This window comes from Arcticibacterium sp. GJ41-1, assembly GCF_055808875.1.
Window position 1 is genome coordinate 4,397,138 of record NZ_CM147888.1, and the last position, 18,214, is coordinate 4,415,351.

At 36.0% G+C, this 18,214-nt stretch carries 17 protein-coding genes; 4 read left to right on the top strand and 13 right to left on the bottom strand.

Features of this window, described 5'->3' with window-relative positions:
• Positions 1–102: 102 nt before the first annotated feature.
• On the top strand, positions 103–624 hold the full coding sequence (locus tag AC0L6O_RS18100) for a nuclear transport factor 2 family protein (RefSeq protein ID WP_473304337.1): 522 nt from the start codon (positions 103–105) through the stop codon (positions 622–624).
• A 7-nt stretch (positions 625–631) separates the two neighbouring features.
• Here the strand turns inward: AC0L6O_RS18100 and rfbA are convergent, their stop codons facing one another.
• The 3 genes from rfbA to galE are packed head-to-tail and all read right to left on the bottom strand — an operon-like array spanning position 632 to position 3,585.
• Entirely contained in the window at positions 632–1,492 is an 861-nt protein-coding gene (gene rfbA / locus AC0L6O_RS18105) for a glucose-1-phosphate thymidylyltransferase RfbA (protein WP_473304339.1), read from the bottom strand.
• A gap of 27 nt (positions 1,493–1,519) precedes the next feature.
• Complete coding sequence (gene rfbB, locus AC0L6O_RS18110; protein WP_473304340.1) at positions 1,520–2,572, bottom strand: dTDP-glucose 4,6-dehydratase; 1,053 nt, start codon at positions 2,570–2,572, stop codon at positions 1,520–1,522.
• Positions 2,569–3,585, bottom strand: a complete 1,017-nt coding sequence (gene galE, locus AC0L6O_RS18115) for a UDP-glucose 4-epimerase GalE (RefSeq protein WP_473304341.1) — start codon at positions 3,583–3,585, stop codon at positions 2,569–2,571. The genes rfbB and galE overlap by 4 nt, the downstream gene beginning before the upstream one ends.
• A gap of 92 nt (positions 3,586–3,677) precedes the next feature.
• On the opposite strand from galE, the gene AC0L6O_RS18120 reads away from it, so the two are divergent.
• Positions 3,678–4,514, top strand: a complete 837-nt coding sequence (locus AC0L6O_RS18120) for a transglutaminase-like domain-containing protein (protein WP_473304342.1) — start codon at positions 3,678–3,680, stop codon at positions 4,512–4,514.
• A 4-nt stretch (positions 4,515–4,518) separates the two neighbouring features.
• Here the strand turns inward: AC0L6O_RS18120 and AC0L6O_RS18125 are convergent, their stop codons facing one another.
• The 10 genes from AC0L6O_RS18125 to folP form a co-directional block, all read right to left on the bottom strand.
• Positions 4,519–5,367, bottom strand: coding sequence for a DUF5694 domain-containing protein (locus AC0L6O_RS18125; RefSeq protein WP_473304343.1), 849 nt, complete (start codon positions 5,365–5,367; stop codon positions 4,519–4,521).
• A 72-nt stretch (positions 5,368–5,439) separates the two neighbouring features.
• Positions 5,440–6,885: a Fe-S cluster assembly protein SufB gene (gene sufB / locus AC0L6O_RS18130; protein ID WP_473304344.1), complete on the bottom strand. Its 1,446-nt coding sequence runs from the start codon at positions 6,883–6,885 to the stop codon at positions 5,440–5,442.
• Positions 6,886–6,982: 97 nt separating this feature from the next.
• Entirely contained in the window at positions 6,983–7,468 is a 486-nt protein-coding gene (locus AC0L6O_RS18135) for a hypothetical protein (protein ID WP_473304345.1), read from the bottom strand.
• Positions 7,465–8,577, bottom strand: coding sequence for a lipid-A-disaccharide synthase (gene lpxB, locus AC0L6O_RS18140; RefSeq protein ID WP_473304347.1), 1,113 nt, complete (start codon positions 8,575–8,577; stop codon positions 7,465–7,467). Before lpxB ends, AC0L6O_RS18135 begins: the two co-directional genes overlap by 4 nt.
• Before the next feature lie 4 nt (positions 8,578–8,581).
• Entirely contained in the window at positions 8,582–8,992 is a 411-nt protein-coding gene (locus AC0L6O_RS18145; protein ID WP_473304349.1) for a 6-pyruvoyl trahydropterin synthase family protein, read from the bottom strand.
• A 61-nt stretch (positions 8,993–9,053) separates the two neighbouring features.
• Complete coding sequence (locus AC0L6O_RS18150) at positions 9,054–10,970, bottom strand: TonB-dependent receptor (protein ID WP_473304350.1); 1,917 nt, start codon at positions 10,968–10,970, stop codon at positions 9,054–9,056.
• Between the two features lie 27 nt (positions 10,971–10,997).
• The gene (locus tag AC0L6O_RS18155; RefSeq protein WP_473304351.1) at positions 10,998–12,251 is read right to left on the bottom strand and encodes an AMP-binding protein; all 1,254 of its coding nucleotides are present in this window, start codon (positions 12,249–12,251) and stop codon (positions 10,998–11,000) included.
• On the bottom strand, positions 12,248–13,363 hold the full coding sequence (locus AC0L6O_RS18160) for a thiolase family protein (RefSeq protein WP_473304353.1): 1,116 nt from the start codon (positions 13,361–13,363) through the stop codon (positions 12,248–12,250). The genes AC0L6O_RS18155 and AC0L6O_RS18160 overlap by 4 nt, the downstream gene beginning before the upstream one ends.
• A 72-nt stretch (positions 13,364–13,435) precedes the next feature.
• Complete coding sequence (locus AC0L6O_RS18165) at positions 13,436–15,532, bottom strand: T9SS type A sorting domain-containing protein (protein WP_473304355.1); 2,097 nt, start codon at positions 15,530–15,532, stop codon at positions 13,436–13,438.
• Between the two features lie 103 nt (positions 15,533–15,635).
• Positions 15,636–16,418: a dihydropteroate synthase gene (folP, locus tag AC0L6O_RS18170; protein WP_473304357.1), complete on the bottom strand. Its 783-nt coding sequence runs from the start codon at positions 16,416–16,418 to the stop codon at positions 15,636–15,638.
• A gap of 145 nt (positions 16,419–16,563) precedes the next feature.
• Here folP and AC0L6O_RS18175 point away from each other — a divergent pair, with 145 nt between their 5' ends.
• Together AC0L6O_RS18175 and AC0L6O_RS18180 are read left to right on the top strand one after the other, a co-directional pair.
• Positions 16,564–17,100: a DUF1599 domain-containing protein gene (locus AC0L6O_RS18175; protein ID WP_473304359.1), complete on the top strand. Its 537-nt coding sequence runs from the start codon at positions 16,564–16,566 to the stop codon at positions 17,098–17,100.
• Positions 17,097–18,212 (top strand): BT_3928 family protein, encoded by a 1,116-nt coding sequence (locus tag AC0L6O_RS18180; RefSeq protein WP_473304360.1) that lies wholly within the window; start codon positions 17,097–17,099, stop codon positions 18,210–18,212. The genes AC0L6O_RS18175 and AC0L6O_RS18180 overlap by 4 nt, the downstream gene beginning before the upstream one ends.
• Positions 18,213–18,214 lie beyond the last annotated feature (2 nt).

Genomic DNA, 18,214 nt, shown 5'->3' on the forward strand with positions numbered 1-18,214 from the left:
AAATATAAACTTTTAGACTAGAAAAAAAAGTTTGGTCACTATAATCTCAAATGAAATATCGAAGTTTAACAAAGCGTTATAAATTTTACAATATTAAATAATATGAAAAATCTAAGTTTATCTCTTTTGCTCCTTTTTTGCACCACTCTTTCTTATGCCCAATCTGACGAGGCAGGAATCCTTTCGGCGGTGAATGACTACCTAGAAGGTGGAACCAACGGTGATGTAAACCAATTTAAGAATGCATTTGTACCAGATGCCATTCAGCGTTCTATAGGTAGAAACGGAACAGTCATTGGAATGTCAGTAGAAAGTTTAGCCTCCAAAATAACCCCTGGTAAAACAATGTCTAGGGAAACTAGCGTCTTATCATGGAGCTATGCAGGAATAGCCGCAACAGCTATCACAGAAACTGTTTATCCATCTTCTAAAATCATTGACCTTTTAAATCTTTTAAAGATTAATGGCGAATGGAAAATAGTTAGCCGTGTTTATTCTAGAATTGAGTCTGACGAAACATTAAGCTCTTCAAGCCAAGGAGGAAGTGTTAGTGTTCCTGCCGCTCCAAAAACAAAAACAGCCCCTAAAAAGAAAGTAGAGGCTGTAGTGGATGACGGTTGGTAAGATAAAATTACTTAAGAATATTTAGAAGGTATTGACCATAACCTGATTTTACCAGAGGTTTGGCTATATCTTCTAATTGTTTCTTTGAGATAAAGCCCATTCTATAGGCTACTTCTTCAATACTACCAATTTTAACCCCTTGACGCTCTTCTATAACCTGAACAAACTGTCCAGCTTGCATTAAAGAGTTAAAAGTACCTGTATCTAACCATGCAGTTCCCCTATTCATTACGCCTACATTCAGCTTACCTTTTTCTAAATAAACCCTATTGACATCCGTAATTTCTAGCTCGCCACGCGGTGAAGGTTCTATATTCTTAGCCACTTCTACTACGCTATTATCATAAAAGTATAAACCAGGTACGGCATAATTACTCTTAGGTTCGTCGGGTTTTTCTTCTATTGATACGGCTTTAAAATCATCATCAAATTCAACTACACCGTACCTTTCTGGGTCGTTTACCTTATAGGCGAAAACTGTTCCTCCGTCAGGTTCTGCACAAGATTGTAAGAGCTTGCTTAAACCTGAACCATAGAAAATATTATCACCAAGAATAAGTGCTACACTGTCAGAACCTATAAAATCTTCTCCAATAATAAATGCCTGAGCTAGACCATCTGGGCTTGGTTGTTCTGCATAAGAGATTTCACAGCCAATCTGAGATCCATCTCCTAATAACTTTTCAAAATGAGGTAAATCATGTGGCGTAGAGATAATCAGAATCTCCTTAATACCCGATAACATTAAAATAGATAGCGGATAGTAAATCATTGGTTTATCATAAACCGGCATTAACTGTTTACTAACTGCCAAAGTCAACGGGTGTAAGCGAGTTCCAGACCCTCCTGCTAATATTATTCCCTTCATTATTTCAATTATTTTTTTATTGACGAATCAATTATACATTTTATCGTAATACTTCTGATAGTCGCCAGAAGTTATATTAGAAATCCAATCCCAATTATTTAAATACCAGTCTACCGTTTTATCAAGACCTTCTTCAAAAGTAACAGAAGGCTCCCAATCTAAGGTTTCCATTAGCTTAGTAGCATCAATAGCATATCTCAAATCGTGACCAGCTCTGTCAGTCACAAAAGTGATTAACTCTCTGGAAGTGCCCATTTCTTGACCTAACTTCTTATCCATGGTGTCACACAAAAGATGAACCAAATCTAGGTTAGTCCACTCGTTATTTCCACCAATGTTAAAGGTCTCCCCTATTTTACCACTATGGAAAATCATATCAATAGCTCTAGCGTGATCTAACACATAAAGCCAGTCTCTCACATTCTCTCCTTTTCCGTAAACAGGTAAAGGCTTCTTATTTTTGATGTTATTAATCACCAAAGGAATCAGTTTCTCAGGAAAATGATTTGGCCCATAATTATTAGAACAGTTTGAAATAACTATTGGTAAACCGTAAGTGCTATTATAAGCTCTTACAAAATGGTCTGAACTGGCTTTTGACGAAGAGTAGGGAGACCTTGGATCGTAACTTGTATCTTCATAAAAATATGTTCCTGGCTCATGGAGTTCTCCGTAAACCTCGTCGGTAGAGACATGGTAAAATAGCTTATTATCAAAATTACCTGCCCAGCTTTTCTTTGCCGCATTTAGGAGATTAACTGTTCCAATAACGTTAGTCATTACAAAAGCCATTGGGTCTGTAATTGACCTATCTACGTGCGATTCTGCAGCTAAATGAATCACTCCATCAAAATTGTATTTTGAAAAGAGTGCTTCCATTTCTTCCGCATTTACAATATCTCCTTTTTCGAAAATATAATTAGGAGCATCCTTAAGGTCTGTCAGGTTTTCTAAATTACCTGCATAAGTCAATTTATCTAAATTGACAATGGTGTAGTCTGGATATTTGTTAACGAAAAGTCTTACTACATGGCTACCAATAAAACCGGCACCGCCTGTTATTAAAATACTTTTGCTCATTTTTGTTTTGCTAGTTTGCACTCCCACCTCCATGCATCTCTTAATGCATCTTCTAGTGTTTTTTCAGTTTTCCAATTTAATACTTTATTGGCTTTAGTTACATCGCCATAAATCTTAACGGTATCCCCGTCTCTTCTATTCCCTATACTATAGTTTAGTTTTAAGTCATTTACCTTTTCAAAAGTTTTGACTAATTCCAAAACAGAGTTTCCTTGACCTGAACCTACATTAAAAACATCGTAAAAGTTATCAGGAGCACTATTAAGATACTCAAATGCAGTAACGTGGGCTTTGGCTAAATCTACTACGTGAATAAAATCTCTAATATTAGTTCCGTCAGCTGTGTCATAATCGTCACCAAAAATGGTTAGACTTTCTCTCAGGCCTATGGCAGCCTGTGTTATGTAAGGCACCAAGTTACTTGGAACACCGTTAGGTAGCTCTCCTATTTCGGCAGACTCATGTGCTCCAACAGGGTTAAAATATCTTAATGCCACAAACTGGAAGTTACCTCCAGAAATAACCGAGTCTCTTAAAATATCCTCTCCAATAGTTTTTGTATTACCATAAGGTGAATTAGCTGGTTTTCTTGGTGTCTCTTCTGTAACAGGAACCACATCTGGCTCACCATATACGGTACAAGAAGATGAAAAAACAAGCTTAGAAACTTTCTGAGCCTCCATCACTTTGATTAAAGTAATCAAAGAACCCACATTCATTTCATAATATTTGAGCGGTAGCTTTACTGACTCTCCCACTGCTTTGGCGGCAGCAAAATGAATTACTCCGTCAATACTAAAATCTGTAAAAACCTTATTTAAAAAGTTTTCATCATTACAGTCTCCTTCTACAAAATCAACATCATATCCGAGAATATTTCTTAAACCAGTCAAAACCGACTTATCCGAATTACTGAAATCATCAATAATTATAGGTTTATGACCTGCGGCCACTAATTCAACCACAGTATGTGAGCCTATAAATCCAGCTCCACCAGTTACGAGTATATTCATATAAAAACGTTTTGGCAAAAATAGGAAAGTTTTGAATTTAAGTTTGTTGTTTTCTAAAGACTTCCTAAATTTCAATATATAATTACGAGCTTATGTCCGAAAATGAAATCAAGGCACTTGTTTCTCTACTCGATGACACTGACGAAGAAGTTTTATCTCATGTAGAGCAAGAAATCAGAAATTTAGGTGATGACATCATTCCCTTTCTAGAAAATCACTGGGAAAGAAACGCCCTAGACTCTCACATGCAGAAAAAAATTGAAGACTTAATTCATGATCTTCAATATGATAATTTCTCTTCTAAACTTATTGAATGGAAAAATGAAAGGCAACATGACCTTTTAGAAGGAATGTGGTTAGTGGCTAGATATCAATATCCAGATTTAGAGTTTGAAACTTTAAAAATGGAAATCAATCAAATTTACTTTGAAGCTTGGCTTCAACTTAGAGATGAGATACACCCTAAAGATGCCATAAAGATTTTAAATAATATTTTCTTCGACAAGTATAAATTTGCGGCCAACACTAAGAACTTTCATTCGCCTGCTAACTCATTAATAAATCAGGTTTTAGAAACTAAAAAAGGTAATCCTATTTCCCTTTGCGTCATTTACCTTTTAGTGGCACAGCGACTTGGCTTACCTATTTTCGGAGTGAATCTTCCAAGCCTTTTTATATTGACTTTCAAATCTGCCCAGATTCAGTTTTACATTAATGTATTTAACAAAGGACTTATTTTCAGTAAGAAAGACATTGGCTCTTACTTAAAGCAAATGAAAATAGAGGAGGAAGAAATGTTTTACGAGCCGTGTTCAAACCTAGAAATTGTACGCAGGTCGCTTCTTAATTTGATGGTATCTTTTAAGAAAAACTCAGAAACGGCTAAAGTAGAAGAAATCAAATTCGTTTACGATAAACTTCTTAGCTAGTTGCCTACTTCAAAACCTCCGATACAGGCACTAAAGTAAAGACCGGATGGCTCTTTAAAACATCAGATAGAATCTGGGCATGAGCTGCCCCAAAGATTATTAGTATTCTATCATCCCCATTCTCAAGTTTTGTGTAAAGGTTCTGTACGATTTTAAGATTTCTAAAATACTCCATAGATGCGAGCTCGGCTCCTACTCCATTGGTATTATTATCCATCCACGCCAGTACATTGAAATATTGAAGATTTCTCAGACTCTCCTCTTCATTCATTTTTACCAAATGGTCTTTCAAACGTAAGTTTTTCCAGCTTTCATGCTCTTCTAGGTAATTTCTGAAGTTAGCAGAAGCTAGTGAGTTCGATTTGAAGAAAGAATTGAAATCTGGTTTCTTAGCATTAACCTCTTTCGTAAATTCTAGCCATTTTTTTTCTACCGAACTATTCGCTTTTTTCTGGGCGTCGTTCATGTAGTTGATACAAATAACTCCTGAAGGTAGTTTTAAAAGACTAGCTGTTCGAATTCCAATTTGGAAAATCTCATTTTGAAGGACTGTGTTACTTCGAGGAAGCACTCTTTGTTGGTATTCTCTATAAACATTGTCCCAAAAAGCCTGAGCCTCGGGCGTATTCTCTACAAAGATTTTATCTGGTTTATAAGCTGCAAGTTTCTTCACCACTTGCATTATTTCTCTTTGCCTTTTAGGCTTTAAAACATCGTCGTAGTTGCTCGAACGAAAATCTGGTGTTTCACCAAAATGAAAAGTGCCCAATACTAAAGCCTCAATTTTATTATGACCTTGCCCATTGACAAAGCATGGAATAAGCATTAAACAAAATGTGAGCACTCTAATCATACCTTCGAATTAAAGTAAAAAAGCCGTCTTTACGACAGCTTTTTTAATATAAATAAGTTTTCAGTTTGCATATTAACCAACTGAGCCTTCTAAAGAAATCTCAAGAAGTTTTTGAGCTTCTACTGCAAACTCCATTGGTAATTGTTTTAAAACTTCTTTGGCATAGCCGTTAACTATTAAAGCAACCGCCGCTTCCGTGTCTATTCCACGCTGATTACAATAGAACAACTGGTCTTCACCAATTTTAGATGTAGTAGCCTCATGCTCCACAGAAGCGGTAGAGTTATTTACTTCAATATAAGGGAATGTATGAGCTCCGCATTGGTCTCCCAAAAGCATAGAATCACACTGCGAATAGTTCCTAGAATTAACTGCTCTCTTAGAAATATCAACTAAACCTCTGTAAGAGTTTTGGCTTTTTCCTGCCGAAATACCTTTTGAAACGATTCTACTTTTAGTATTCTTACCTAAGTGAATCATCTTGGTTCCTGTATCTGCCTGCTGATAATTATTAGTTACCGCTACAGAATAAAACTCACCAATAGAATTATCTCCCTTCAAAATAACTGAAGGATATTTCCATGTAATGGCAGAACCGGTTTCTACTTGAGTCCAAGAAATTTTAGAATTCTTACCGAAGCATAAACCTCTTTTAGTAACGAAGTTGAAAACTCCTCCTAAACCGTTTTTATCTCCTGGATACCAGTTTTGAACAGTTGAGTATTTTACCTCTGCGTTTTCACCAGTATATATTTCAACCACAGCTGCGTGCAATTGATTTTCATCTCTTTGTGGAGCAGTACATCCTTCTAGGTAACTTACATAAGAATCGTCGTCCGCTACTATCAAGGTACGCTCAAATTGACCTGTACCAGCTGCATTAATTCTGAAATAAGTTGAAAGCTCCATTGGGCATCTTACTCCTTTCGGAATATAACAGAAAGAGCCATCTGAAAATACAGCTGCATTTAAAGCTGCGTAAAAATTATCTTTAACAGGGACCACAGAACCCATGTACTTCTTCACTAAATCTGGGTGATTTTCAATAGCCTCAGACATAGAGCAGAAAATAATTCCTTTCTCGCCTAATTCCTTTTTAAATGTAGTAGCTACAGAAACCGAATCTATAACTGCATCAACAGCTACTCCAGAAAGTCTTTTTTGCTCATTTAAAGAAATACCAAGTCTTTCAAAAGTCTTTCTTAACTCAGGATCTACTTCGTCTAAGCTATCAAGAGTTTTCTTTTGCTTTGGAGCGGAGTAATACTTTATAGCCTGGAAGTCAGGTTTAGTATAAGTAACATTTGCCCATTCAGGCTCAGTCATTTCTTGCCAAACTTTAAAGGCCTTAAGTCGCCAATCAAGCATCCATTCTGGCTCATTCTTTTTAGCAGAAATAAAACGTACTATGCTCTCGTCCAAGCCTGGAGGAGCTTCGTCAGCTTCAATATCTGTGTAAAAACCGTATTTATATTCGGTGCCAGTAACTTCTTCTAGCAGCTCTAAATCTTTTCTCATGCTCTCTTTCTTAATGATATCACTCAGTAGCCTAACATAGGTTAGACATAATATGTTCTCAAAATTAGAATTATTCTAATTATTAAGTAGAACTTCCTTAATTAACCACCTCAAAGGTTACATCCACTTCGAATGTTTCGCCTTCAAAAGTAAGGGTTGTAGTACCTGAAAAGGTAGTTTCGGTCACTTCTGACAATGCAAAAGCAGGGTTATCCACTGACCTTCCTAGAAAAATAAATTTATCAATAGTAATAATAGACTCATCCTGTGAAAGACTCCAATTTGCAGAAAGTATTAAATCAGGGTCAGAAGGTTCACATTTTATGTCGCCCTCAAGAAAGTCATAAGTAAAATCACTATCCAGTGTTATAATATTATCTGTAACGCAAGGGCTTTGCGAAGCTATCAAATTAACCTCAAGTCCATTTTGTTTGGCTATACCGTCTTTTACTTTCCATGACTTAGAGCTATTATTAGTCAGTAACTCTATTCTTGCCTTTTGTTCTACTTTTACTTCTCCATCTTTTTTACAAGAAGTCATTAAAAAACTTACTGATAAAAATGCAACTATTATTTTTTTCATTGTTCTGTTTTAAGAAATTCTAATACACTAACCGCTGCCGATTTTGAAGCCATTCTTTCTCCCAAAATAAGCTTTAGTTTATTATAGTTATCCAACTGTTTTTCTTTCTTTTTAGTATCAAAAAGCAACTCTTTAAGATGACTTTTTATCATACCTGAGTTAAACTCATCCTGAATAAGTTCTGGCACTGCAAAATCATCCAGAATCAAATTGACAAGTGAAATATGCTTAATCTTAACCATATTACTACCTATAAAGTAGGTCAATTTATCTGCCTTGTAAACCACTATTTGCGGTACATGAAAAAGAGCGGTTTCAAGTGTTGCAGTTCCTGACGTCACAATAGCCGCATCAGCGACACTAAGAATATCATACGTTTTGTCAAAGACCAAAATAGAATTTGGAATACATTCAAAACAATTATAAAGTGCCTGATCTACTTCAGAAATAGCCGCCACCACAAAAAGTGTATGTTTAAACTGCCTTGCCACTTTTTTAAGCTCCTCAGAAACACGTTCTATCTCTTTTTTTCTACTACCCGGCAAAAGAGCCACTACATAATCATAACCCTCTGGAATGGTAGATTTAAAAGAAGTATCTGGCACAAAAGCATTAATTCGCTCCACAAGTGGGTTTCCCACGTAAAGTGTATCAATACCATGCTGTTGAAAATAAGCTTCTTCAAAAGGAAGAATAACCAATAGCCTATCTACAAACTTCTTAATTGATTTATTTCTAGAAGCATTCCAAGCCCACGTTTTTGGGGCTATGTAATACACCACTTTAATATTATTCTTCTTTGCCCATTTGGCAATTCTCAGATTAAAGCCACTATAATCAATAAGAATAAGAACATCTGGAGCAAAGCTTAAAATTTGCTTCTTGCAGTCTATAAAAAGACGTCTAATTCTACCAAAACTCTTCAGAAAGTCTAAACCCATAAAGGCCAACTCTGAGTAGTCTTGAAGTAAATTTACCCCTGCAGATTGCATCTCAGAGCCACCCCATCCTTGCATAACACAAGATGCGTCTTGGGCTTTCAGCTCTTTGGCTAAATTTCCACCATGTAAATCACCAGACTTTTCGCCAGCAATTATGAAATACTTCATAATACTATTCGCCGAAATATTGGGCGTAATGATTTTCTGTTTCGTGCAGTTTAATTTCAAATAACTCTACTCCATACCTATCTTTTAAAATAGGACATAGCAGTCGCCATATTTCTCTAGAAAATATCTCGGTACTTGGTAGTTTCCCTCTTAAAAAGTCTACATCTTCATTCAAATAAGTGTGATCTACCTTATCGATAATCACCTCACGAACTAAATCTTTCAATTTTTTAAGGTCCATCACAAAGCCAGTTTCCTCATCTATTTCGCCGGTAACGGTAACATAAAGAGTCCAATTATGCCCATGAAGCCTACTGCAAGGCCCAAAAACCTCATAGTTCTTTTCTTCAGACCAGTTAGGATTGAAAAGTCTATGTGCTGCGTTAAAGTTCTCTCTTCTAGTTATTCGAATCATTTTCACCTGAATTTCTGCAAAAGTAGCACTATTTTATTATAACCTTTTTCTTTATAGCCCGTCAAAAAGTCAATTTAATTCCTCCGCTCAGCCATCTTCTTGGCTGTTCCACAAAACCAAACTCAAAATACTCGTAATTAAGCAGATTGTTTACATCCACAAAAACCTTAAACCAATTTCGAGTATAGTCTATACGAACATCAACCAAATGAACAGGTTTATAGTTTTGTAAAGGAGATTCAGCATCCCATCTAAAGTCCCCCTCACGCATTTTGAATGTATAAAAAGCCGAAGCCGAAATATCCTTTGTTACCTTGTAGAAAGTACCTAAGCCTGCTTTATGCTTTAAAAAGTTAAGCGTGTAGAAGGATTGAAAATCAATTTCCTTTCTGTCAGCTACCAAATAAGCATAATTAAACTGAACCTTCTGAAACCAAAAATTAGAATCGTTTAATTTCTTTGACAAGTCAAATTGACCAACCAACTCTAAACCAGCCATGTTTATATTATCAATATTCTCCATGGTTGGTACTTCTAAGTCTGGTCTTTTGATTTTGTCTATCGCATCCGTAGTTTGTTTGTAAAACACTGATGCCGTAAAATTAGTCCAAGAGGTAAACTTCTTAAGCCCTAACTCATAGTTAATAGCCTTTTCAGGCAACAAATTTGGGTCAGCCTTTACCGTTGACGTATTCAAGTACATCTCTGTAAAAGTTGGAAATCGTAACGATTTATTGACCGTACCATATAATGATAAACTATCCGACACTGCATAAGATACATCTAAACCCGGATAAAGCTTTGTTCCAAACTGAGAATTAAAATTCAGCAAAGCTCCACCTGAAAGCATCAATTTTCCAAAAGATTTCTGTTGTTCCAGATAAACACTAAAGTTCTGTCTTGTTTTCGATTTGTCATAAAAAATACCAGAGTAGCCTTTCACCTCCTTCGGTTCTGCCACTTCGTCTCCAAGTCTGTTACTCACAATTCCTTCTTGACGCCATTCCGCACCAATAGAACTTGCTCCAAAGTCAGACAAATACCTCATTTTCCATTCAATATCAATCACATTCGATTTATGAAAATTGACACTCCCATATGTTTGAGGGCTATCAATATAATTATTAAAATCGTATAAATCTTTGTGACTTCTGATTGAAGCTATAAGGGTGCCTGATAGTTTATTCGAAAAGTTGTGCGTTTTGGATAGAGCTAAAAACTTACTTCCCGTTTCTTCGTATTGATCATAAAACTTAGGGTGATAAAAGTTTGATGCTCCAAAATCATTATCCATCATTCCGCCCTGAAGCGTTAAAAACCCCTTTTTACCCTCAATACTAGTTTTAGCGTAAACAGAAGACCTATCAAAGGCCGTGTTATAAGAATAACCATCTGAATGTATTTTTGATAAGGAAACAAAACTATTAGACTTAGCACCTTGTATAGCCAAATTACCATCCAGTTTATACAGCCCATTTTCTCCTCCGGCAATGCCCACACTAGAAGCACCTTTTGCCGACGTTTTGGTTATAATATTTATCAATCCCGAAAATGCATTAGGACCGTAAACCCTAGAAGCTCCACCTTGTAAAACCTCTATTCTATCTATTAACTCTACCGGAATAGGTAAATTAAGCGTGTGGTGTCCTGTTTGCGGGTCATTCATCTTGACACCATCAATCATTATCAAAGTTTGATCAAAGTGCCCTCCCCTAATACTAACATCAGCCTGAACACCGAATGGCGAACGTGATCTTACATCTACATTAAGAGCATATTGTAAAATTCCGTCAATAGTTTTTGTAGGAGACTTAGCTATTTCTTCGGCAGAAATCACTGATACGTTTCTAGCCGTTTTAATAATCTCCGACCTGTTAATATTGGCGGAAACTTTTATTTCTGATAAATCAAGTTCTAGGCTATCTTGCCCAAAAGAATACAGACTCACTAGAGTCATCATAAGTATATTACGAAGCATAAAATGTTTGTTTAGTAAATTAAAAATCTATGAAGCGATGCTCAAGATTTTATCTTCACCAGACATTTTACTTAATGCACGAAAATCTACCTTTCCAGCATCAGAGTGTGGAATTTCTTTAAGCTCTTTCACAAAGCTTGGCATCTTAGCACTTGGCAAACATTCTTTGAGAAAAGCTGCCAACGCCTCTTCGTCATTACCCAAAGCTTTACTATTGGTAGTAAAATAAAGGTTTAATCGTTTGTTGATTTCACTCTCTACTAAAACTGCTTTTTCTACCGAATCAAATGTTAAAGCTATATTTTCAATTTCCTGAGCGTAAATATTTAAAGCACGTCTATTAAACATTCGCCCTGACCTACCTTTCAGAATAAGCCTATCGCCCTTATCAAAGTAGCCTAAATCATCCACAGTACCATTCTCCTTATATTCCGAAGAGACAAAAGGACTGGATACCGTAACCTTATCATCTTTAACCTCTACCCTAACTTGTGGAAAAGGCTTACCCACGGAGTGAGGAAAATTATAAATATCTGCGTTTTGGTGATAGGTGATATGGCCTAGTTCTGCCGCACCGTAATATTCCGTTAATGTACTTTTAGGAAAACGCTCTAAAAGCTCTTTAGCCATTTTTGCAGGGAGTTTTTCACCTGCTGTAACTAAAGATTTAATATTTTCATTTACAAAGCCACCATTGAGTAACAATTGACAATGTGAAGGAACCAAGAAACATGAAGTCACCTTTGCTTTCTCAAGCGTTTCCTTCCATCTACTTGCTTTTTTAAGTTGACCTAAAATCAACGTACCTCCCTCCCAAAGTATGTGCAGAGCTGCATTCAAGTTAGCTGAGTAAGACAATGCATCTAAAACAAAAACTTTGTCAGACTTACTTATCCCAAAAATTTCACTTTGATGCTTAAAAGCTAATTCCCAATTGTCGTTACTTTTCCAAATAGTCTTAGGTTTCCCTGAACTTCCTGACGTTAGAATGCCAATAAAAGCATCCGAAGGTACTTGCTCAGTCTCAACATTCTTATTTGGAAAATCAGGTGGAACTACTACAACTGGTTTATTTAAAGCGTTTGAAGCTAAAACGCTATACAGTGTTTCAATAGGATTTCGATTAAAAACTAAGTTTTTCCCAGAAGCACTTTTATTTTCAGAGATACTACGATGAATACCTTTAGCTAGGTCATCATAAGACAAAATAGTCCCATTAAAGACCACGGCGTCTTTCTTTGGAAACAATTTAGCATTATTAAGTATTCTCTTTGTTATCAATCGATATTTTCAATTAAAATAGCACATCCAAAGCCACCTGCAGCTCCAGCAGAAACTAAACCATACTTCTTTCTCCTAAGTTTCAAAGCACTCAATAAATTAATAAGATTTAATACACCCGAAGCAGCAAAAGGGTGACCAAAAGCCAAATTCCCACCTAGAATATTGACAACCTCTTCACTAACTTTAAAATGTTTCATAAAGGCTAGTGGCTTGCAAGCGAAAGACTCATTGACCTCAAAAAGGTCTATATCATCAATCTTAAGCTTATTCTTCTTTAACAATACCTCTACTCCCGAAATACAGCCTTCAGGTGCCAAACTGGTCTTAACTCCAACAATCTGTACATCAACCACTCTTGCCAAAGGTCTACTATCAAAAGCACCCTCACTACCCAATAAAACAAGCCCTGCACCATCGTGGTAGTCTGCTGAGTTAGTTCTATCTATAAGATGTTCAGTTTGCAAACGCTCCAACTTTTCAAGAGTCAAATCTTTTCTAAGCAGCTGTTCGTCAGAATTATTAAATGGTAATATAAATTTTGAATATAAATCGCTACCTATAAATTCGCTTGCTTTCTGATGACTTCTTAATGTCCAATGAAGCATCTCTTGTTTCGACAAGTCATATTTCAATGCCAAATTCTCTGCGGCAGCTTTTAAATCAATTTCATTACCTGGCGAAAAACTAGCTACCTTAATATGGTCTCCGTCTTGATATCTAGGATCGTTTGTATTATAAATTCGTGTTGGCATAAGTGAATTACTCTCCATTCCCCCTACTATAAGAGCATCACTTCTGTCTGCTGAAATCAAGGCACCCCCTTGCTTTATTGCTTGATATGCACCACCACATTGAAGATCAATAGTAGAACTTAGTACAGACTCGCCTAAACCACTACCCAGTGCGGCATATCTTGCCATATTCCCCATTGTTCCAATACTATTGGCCAGTAAAAGTTCATTTACAATTGACTTGGCTTTATGATTTCTTTCTAAAAGCTTATTTATAAGAAAACTACTAAGGCTTTCAGACAAGATATTTTTATAAATCCCACCTTTTTTACCAGAAGGGACTCTCAAACAATCATAAATAAATACCTCGTTTATCATAAGTACCACAAAAATAGGGCATAAAAAAAGGTCGACCGTTTGGTCGACCTTTTAATTTATAGACTTATACTATTAGTACTTGTATATCTTTCTTGAAATTTTCTTATCACCAGTCATAATTACAACTTGGTAAGCACCTGGAGTAAAGTTAGAAATATCTAAACTTACTTCTCCATTTTCGAAGTCGACACTTTTGCTAAGTACTCTTCTATTGCTTTGATTAATGATAGAAACCGTAGCAGCTTTAGCATTATCTACTCTCAAGTTTAATAAATCAACTGTAGGATTAGGATAAACATTGACAACTCCGACAGTACCAGCGTCTCCATAAGTAAACTTAGTAGTTACAGCATCAGAACTACCAACGCTGTTCACTGATTTCACAGAGTACCAATAAGTCATTCCCATAGCAATAGCATCATCTGAAAAAGTAGTTACGTTTCTACCAACCTCTCCTATTTTATCACCAGCAGCACCAAAAGTTTCAGATCTCCAAACTTCAAAACCACTTTCGTTGTTTGCATCATCTAACCAAGTTAAAACTGCAGTAGTGCCATTCAACATTACATTAAGGTTATAAGGAGCATTTGGTTCAGTAGAATAATCTGGAGTAGCAGTTGCTTCTTCAGAATAATTAGAATCACCATATTCATTAAAAGCTTTAACTCTGAATGTGTAAGTAAGACCTTCTTGAACTGGCTTATACGTAAAGATTGCAATGTTTGCATTGATAGTTCCAATCACTTTATATTCTCCATCACCAACTTTAACTTCAACAATGCTTCCTTCTTCATCATCAGCATACTCATTCCAAGTAACTACTATTTCCTCATCCCCTAAATGATTTGTTTGAGGCGTAGCACCTAAATCAACTGGAGTAATAGGAGGTCCTAATGTAGTTGCCGAAACTTGTCTTTCACCATAACCTCTTAGATTATGTGTATTATTTAAAGCTGAAAGTGTAATAGTGACCTTCGCTTTCATTGGTAAATCAGTAACAGTGAAAGATGTAGCATCTTTATAAGTGGCATAAATTCTATCTTCTACAGTACCATCACGTTTTTCAATGTGAACAAACAAATTCACCTCATCACGTATCTTATTTAAACATACAAGGTCTTCCTGTCCATTTAGCCATGAAACTGTCATAGCATTAGTAGTTATATCATAAGGGTCTGTAATGTTCATTGGCCCATCAGGAGCCATATACGCTGGAGCTTGAACAGAAAGTGTACTAGAATTAATATTACCTGTCTCGTTTTTAGTTGTAAGTACGAAGTTATAAACTACACCTGGGCTTAATCCATTAATTGTAAAAGTATTGGTGTAAGACGGACCAAAGCCTACAGTTGCACCATTCATTCTCAATTCTAATTCGTCAAATTGACTAACATCATCAAAAGCAAAATCGATAGTCACTTTTTCAGGGCATAAGTCTCTAAAACTGAAAGAGCTTGGGGTTGGAGGTAATGCTCTATTGGTCTTAGCGGTAATATTATTACTTATTTTAGAGTTATCTCCTTTATAAGCTGTTACATAAATTTGGTAAAAAGTATTAGGGTCTAAACCTGAGATAGTAACACTCTGTTCTGGACTTGCTAAAGTTAAAGTTCTATTTAACTCATAACCTGCGGCACCAGCTTTCTTAATATAAATCCTATAACCATCTTCACCAGAGACACCATCTACAATTCCTATAACTATAGCATTCGGCGTCTTATCCAGCTCTGTAATAGTAGTAGAGCCAGTTAGTTGACTGTAAGGGTAAACACTACTTTCGGCAAACGGGGATTCCTCTGTGGCTGAAACTACTTTAACTCTAAATTTATACGTTGAACCATCAACCATACCTGTCACTGGCAAAGTATAATCTGTACCAGAATTAAAGGCTACATTCGCCCCAGCAGAAACCCACGCACCAGCATTGACACTTTGCTCTATAACAAACTCGGCTGAAGCAGGATCGTCAAGTAAAGATGTAGAAGGGTACACCCATAAAACCTTACCATCAACACCCGTCCCATTTGTCTGAAAGCTAACCTGAGTTGGAGCATCCGCTGGTATCAACGGAGCTAAATTTGCAGTTTTAGCTACTGCACCTGACCATGCAAACATGACCAGAAAAGCCAGAACCGTATTCTTGGCTAACACGTAAGTATAATTTTTCATTTAAGAGCTTTTTTTATTTTATGGATACGGTAAAGATATAGGTTTTATGTGGTGTGGTAAAAGCTTTTAATAGTAAAAATGTAGAAAATTATTTTACGGCTATTCAATACAAAGACCATGCCTTTTCAAAAAACACTTTTTTTAGCTCCACAGCCTGCCTTACATCGTGTACTCTGAGGATAGAAGCTCCTTTAAACATAGCCTTTACGTTTAATGCTGTAGTGCCATTTAGTGATTCCTGAGGAGAAATATTTAAATATTCCCAAATCAATCTTTTTCTCGAAAGACCAATCAATAATGGCAATTCTAAAATTTGAAAAATATCTAAATGCTCTAGTAGCTCATAATTTTGTTCTAAAGTTTTGGCAAAGCCAAAACCTGGGTCTACAATAATATCTTTTACACCAAGTTCATTCAACTCTATAACCTTTGCTTGTAATTCCTTCAGCACATCAAGTGCTACGTTACTATAAGTAGTCAAACCTTTCATGGTTTTTGGTGTACCCCTCATATGCATTAAGACATAAGGAACACCTAAGTCAGCAACTGTCTGAAACATATTTGAATCTAAGCTTCCTCCAGACACATCATTAACAACATTAGCACCTACACCTACAGCGGCTTTTGCCACGTCAGACCTGAAGGTATCGATTGAAACGATAACTTCCGGCCATCGAGCATGGATAAACTCGATAACGGGTAAGACCCTTTCCAATTCTTCATCGGCACTTACCTCATCTGCTCCCGGCCTAGTTGAATAACCACCTATATCTAAAATATCAGCTCCTTCAGTAATCATTGCGACTACTTTCTGCTCAAGACTACCTGAAAGAGAGATTCTACTTTTTTGATAAAAGGAGTCTGGCGTTGCGTTTAGAATTCCCATTATTTTGGGTTGTTCCAAGTTTACTAATTCCCCCTCAATGTTTATCCAATTTCTCATCTGCCTAAAGAATGTGCCATAGCAAGTAAATTTAAGACATTTATTTACCTTTATTTTATAGCTTTGCAAAGCAACAAAAAAAGCTGCAATGCAAGAAACTCAAGACCAATACAAAAGCATTATCACTAACTGTCGAGACATTTTCACTAAGAAAAACATCGATTATGGAACATCTTGGAGAATACTAAGATTACCCTCCATTACAGACCAAATTTTTATCAAAGCACAAAGAATTAGGACATTACAAGAGAATGGCTTCTCAAAAGTAGATGAAGGCCAAGTTTCTGAGTTTATAGGTATCATTAATTACTGTGTAATGGCCTTAATTTTGATAGATGAAAAGGAGGAAACCAAAACTGACCTTCCTGCAGCCTATCAAAACGAAATAGATAAGGTTATGGAATTATTATTCAACAAAAACCATGACTACGGAGAGGCTTGGCGACATATGCGAGTAAGTAGCATGACCGATATTATCTTGATGAAACTTTTAAGAATAAAGCAAATTGAAGATAATCAAGGAAAAACACTTATTTCAGAAGGTATTGAGGCTGGATATCAGGATATAATTAATTACGCGGTTTTCTGTTTAATACACTTACAGAATCAAAAAATTGAAGGATGAAATTAATTGCAAATATTGCTAGAGTTCTTGTTGGGCTAGAATTTATATTTTCTGGCTTTGTTAAAGTGGTTGACCCATACGGTACAGGCTTAAAACTTCAAGAATACTTTGAGGTTTTTGCAGTTGACTTACCAGCCTTCTCTGGCTTGTTTGAGTTCTTTGCTCATCAAAGTCAATTATTATCGTTAATATTTTGTGCTTCTGAGCTAATTTTAGGAGTTGCTTTGCTCTTCTCATTTAAAATGAAGAAGACGTCATGGATTGTGCTTCTGCTAATGGCATTTTTCACATTCCTTACTTTCTACTCGGCCTACTTTAATAAAGTAACCGATTGTGGGTGCTTTGGTGACTTCTTGAAATTAAAACCATGGCATTCCTTCTATAAGGACATCATAAGCTTGGCTGTTATCCTTATTATATTTGTCAATAGAAAAAACTTCAAAGAAACCGACTTTGCTAAGACGGCAACAATTATTGCAACACTATTAGCTTTTGGTATTGGTATTTACGCAAAAAGGTACTTACCTCTTCTTGACTTTTTACCATATGCAGAAGGACTTAGCTTACCTGAGCAAATGAAACCGACCGGGGTAAAACCAGAAATAGAATATACATTTCTCGACAAAGTCAATAACGAAGAAATGAGTTCGATGGAGTATTTAATGGATACTACTAAATACAAATATCTCTCTTCTGAAATCTTAAATGAAAGTTTACTAAGTCCTAAAATTACTGACTTTGGCGTTAGCGATATTGAAGGAAATGACATAACCCAAGAGTCCTTATCAGGTGAAAAGCTGTTTATAATTGTCAAAAAGTTTGAAAAAATATCAACCGATGAGCTAATTGACATCAAAGATTTAGCTGATAAGCTCAAAGATGATAACATAGAAAGCATGCTTTTAACCTCGGCAATACTGTCTAATATCAATGCTAATTATCAAGCCAACCTTCTTCCAGCCGAACTCTATAATACAGATGAAAAAGTATTAAAAGCAATGGCAAGAACAAATTCTGTTCTTATTTTGTTGAAAGATGGCGTTGTAAAAGGAAAATGGAGTAGTCACAATATTCCAAGCGAAAAGAAGGTTTTAGAATTATTAAACCATTAATC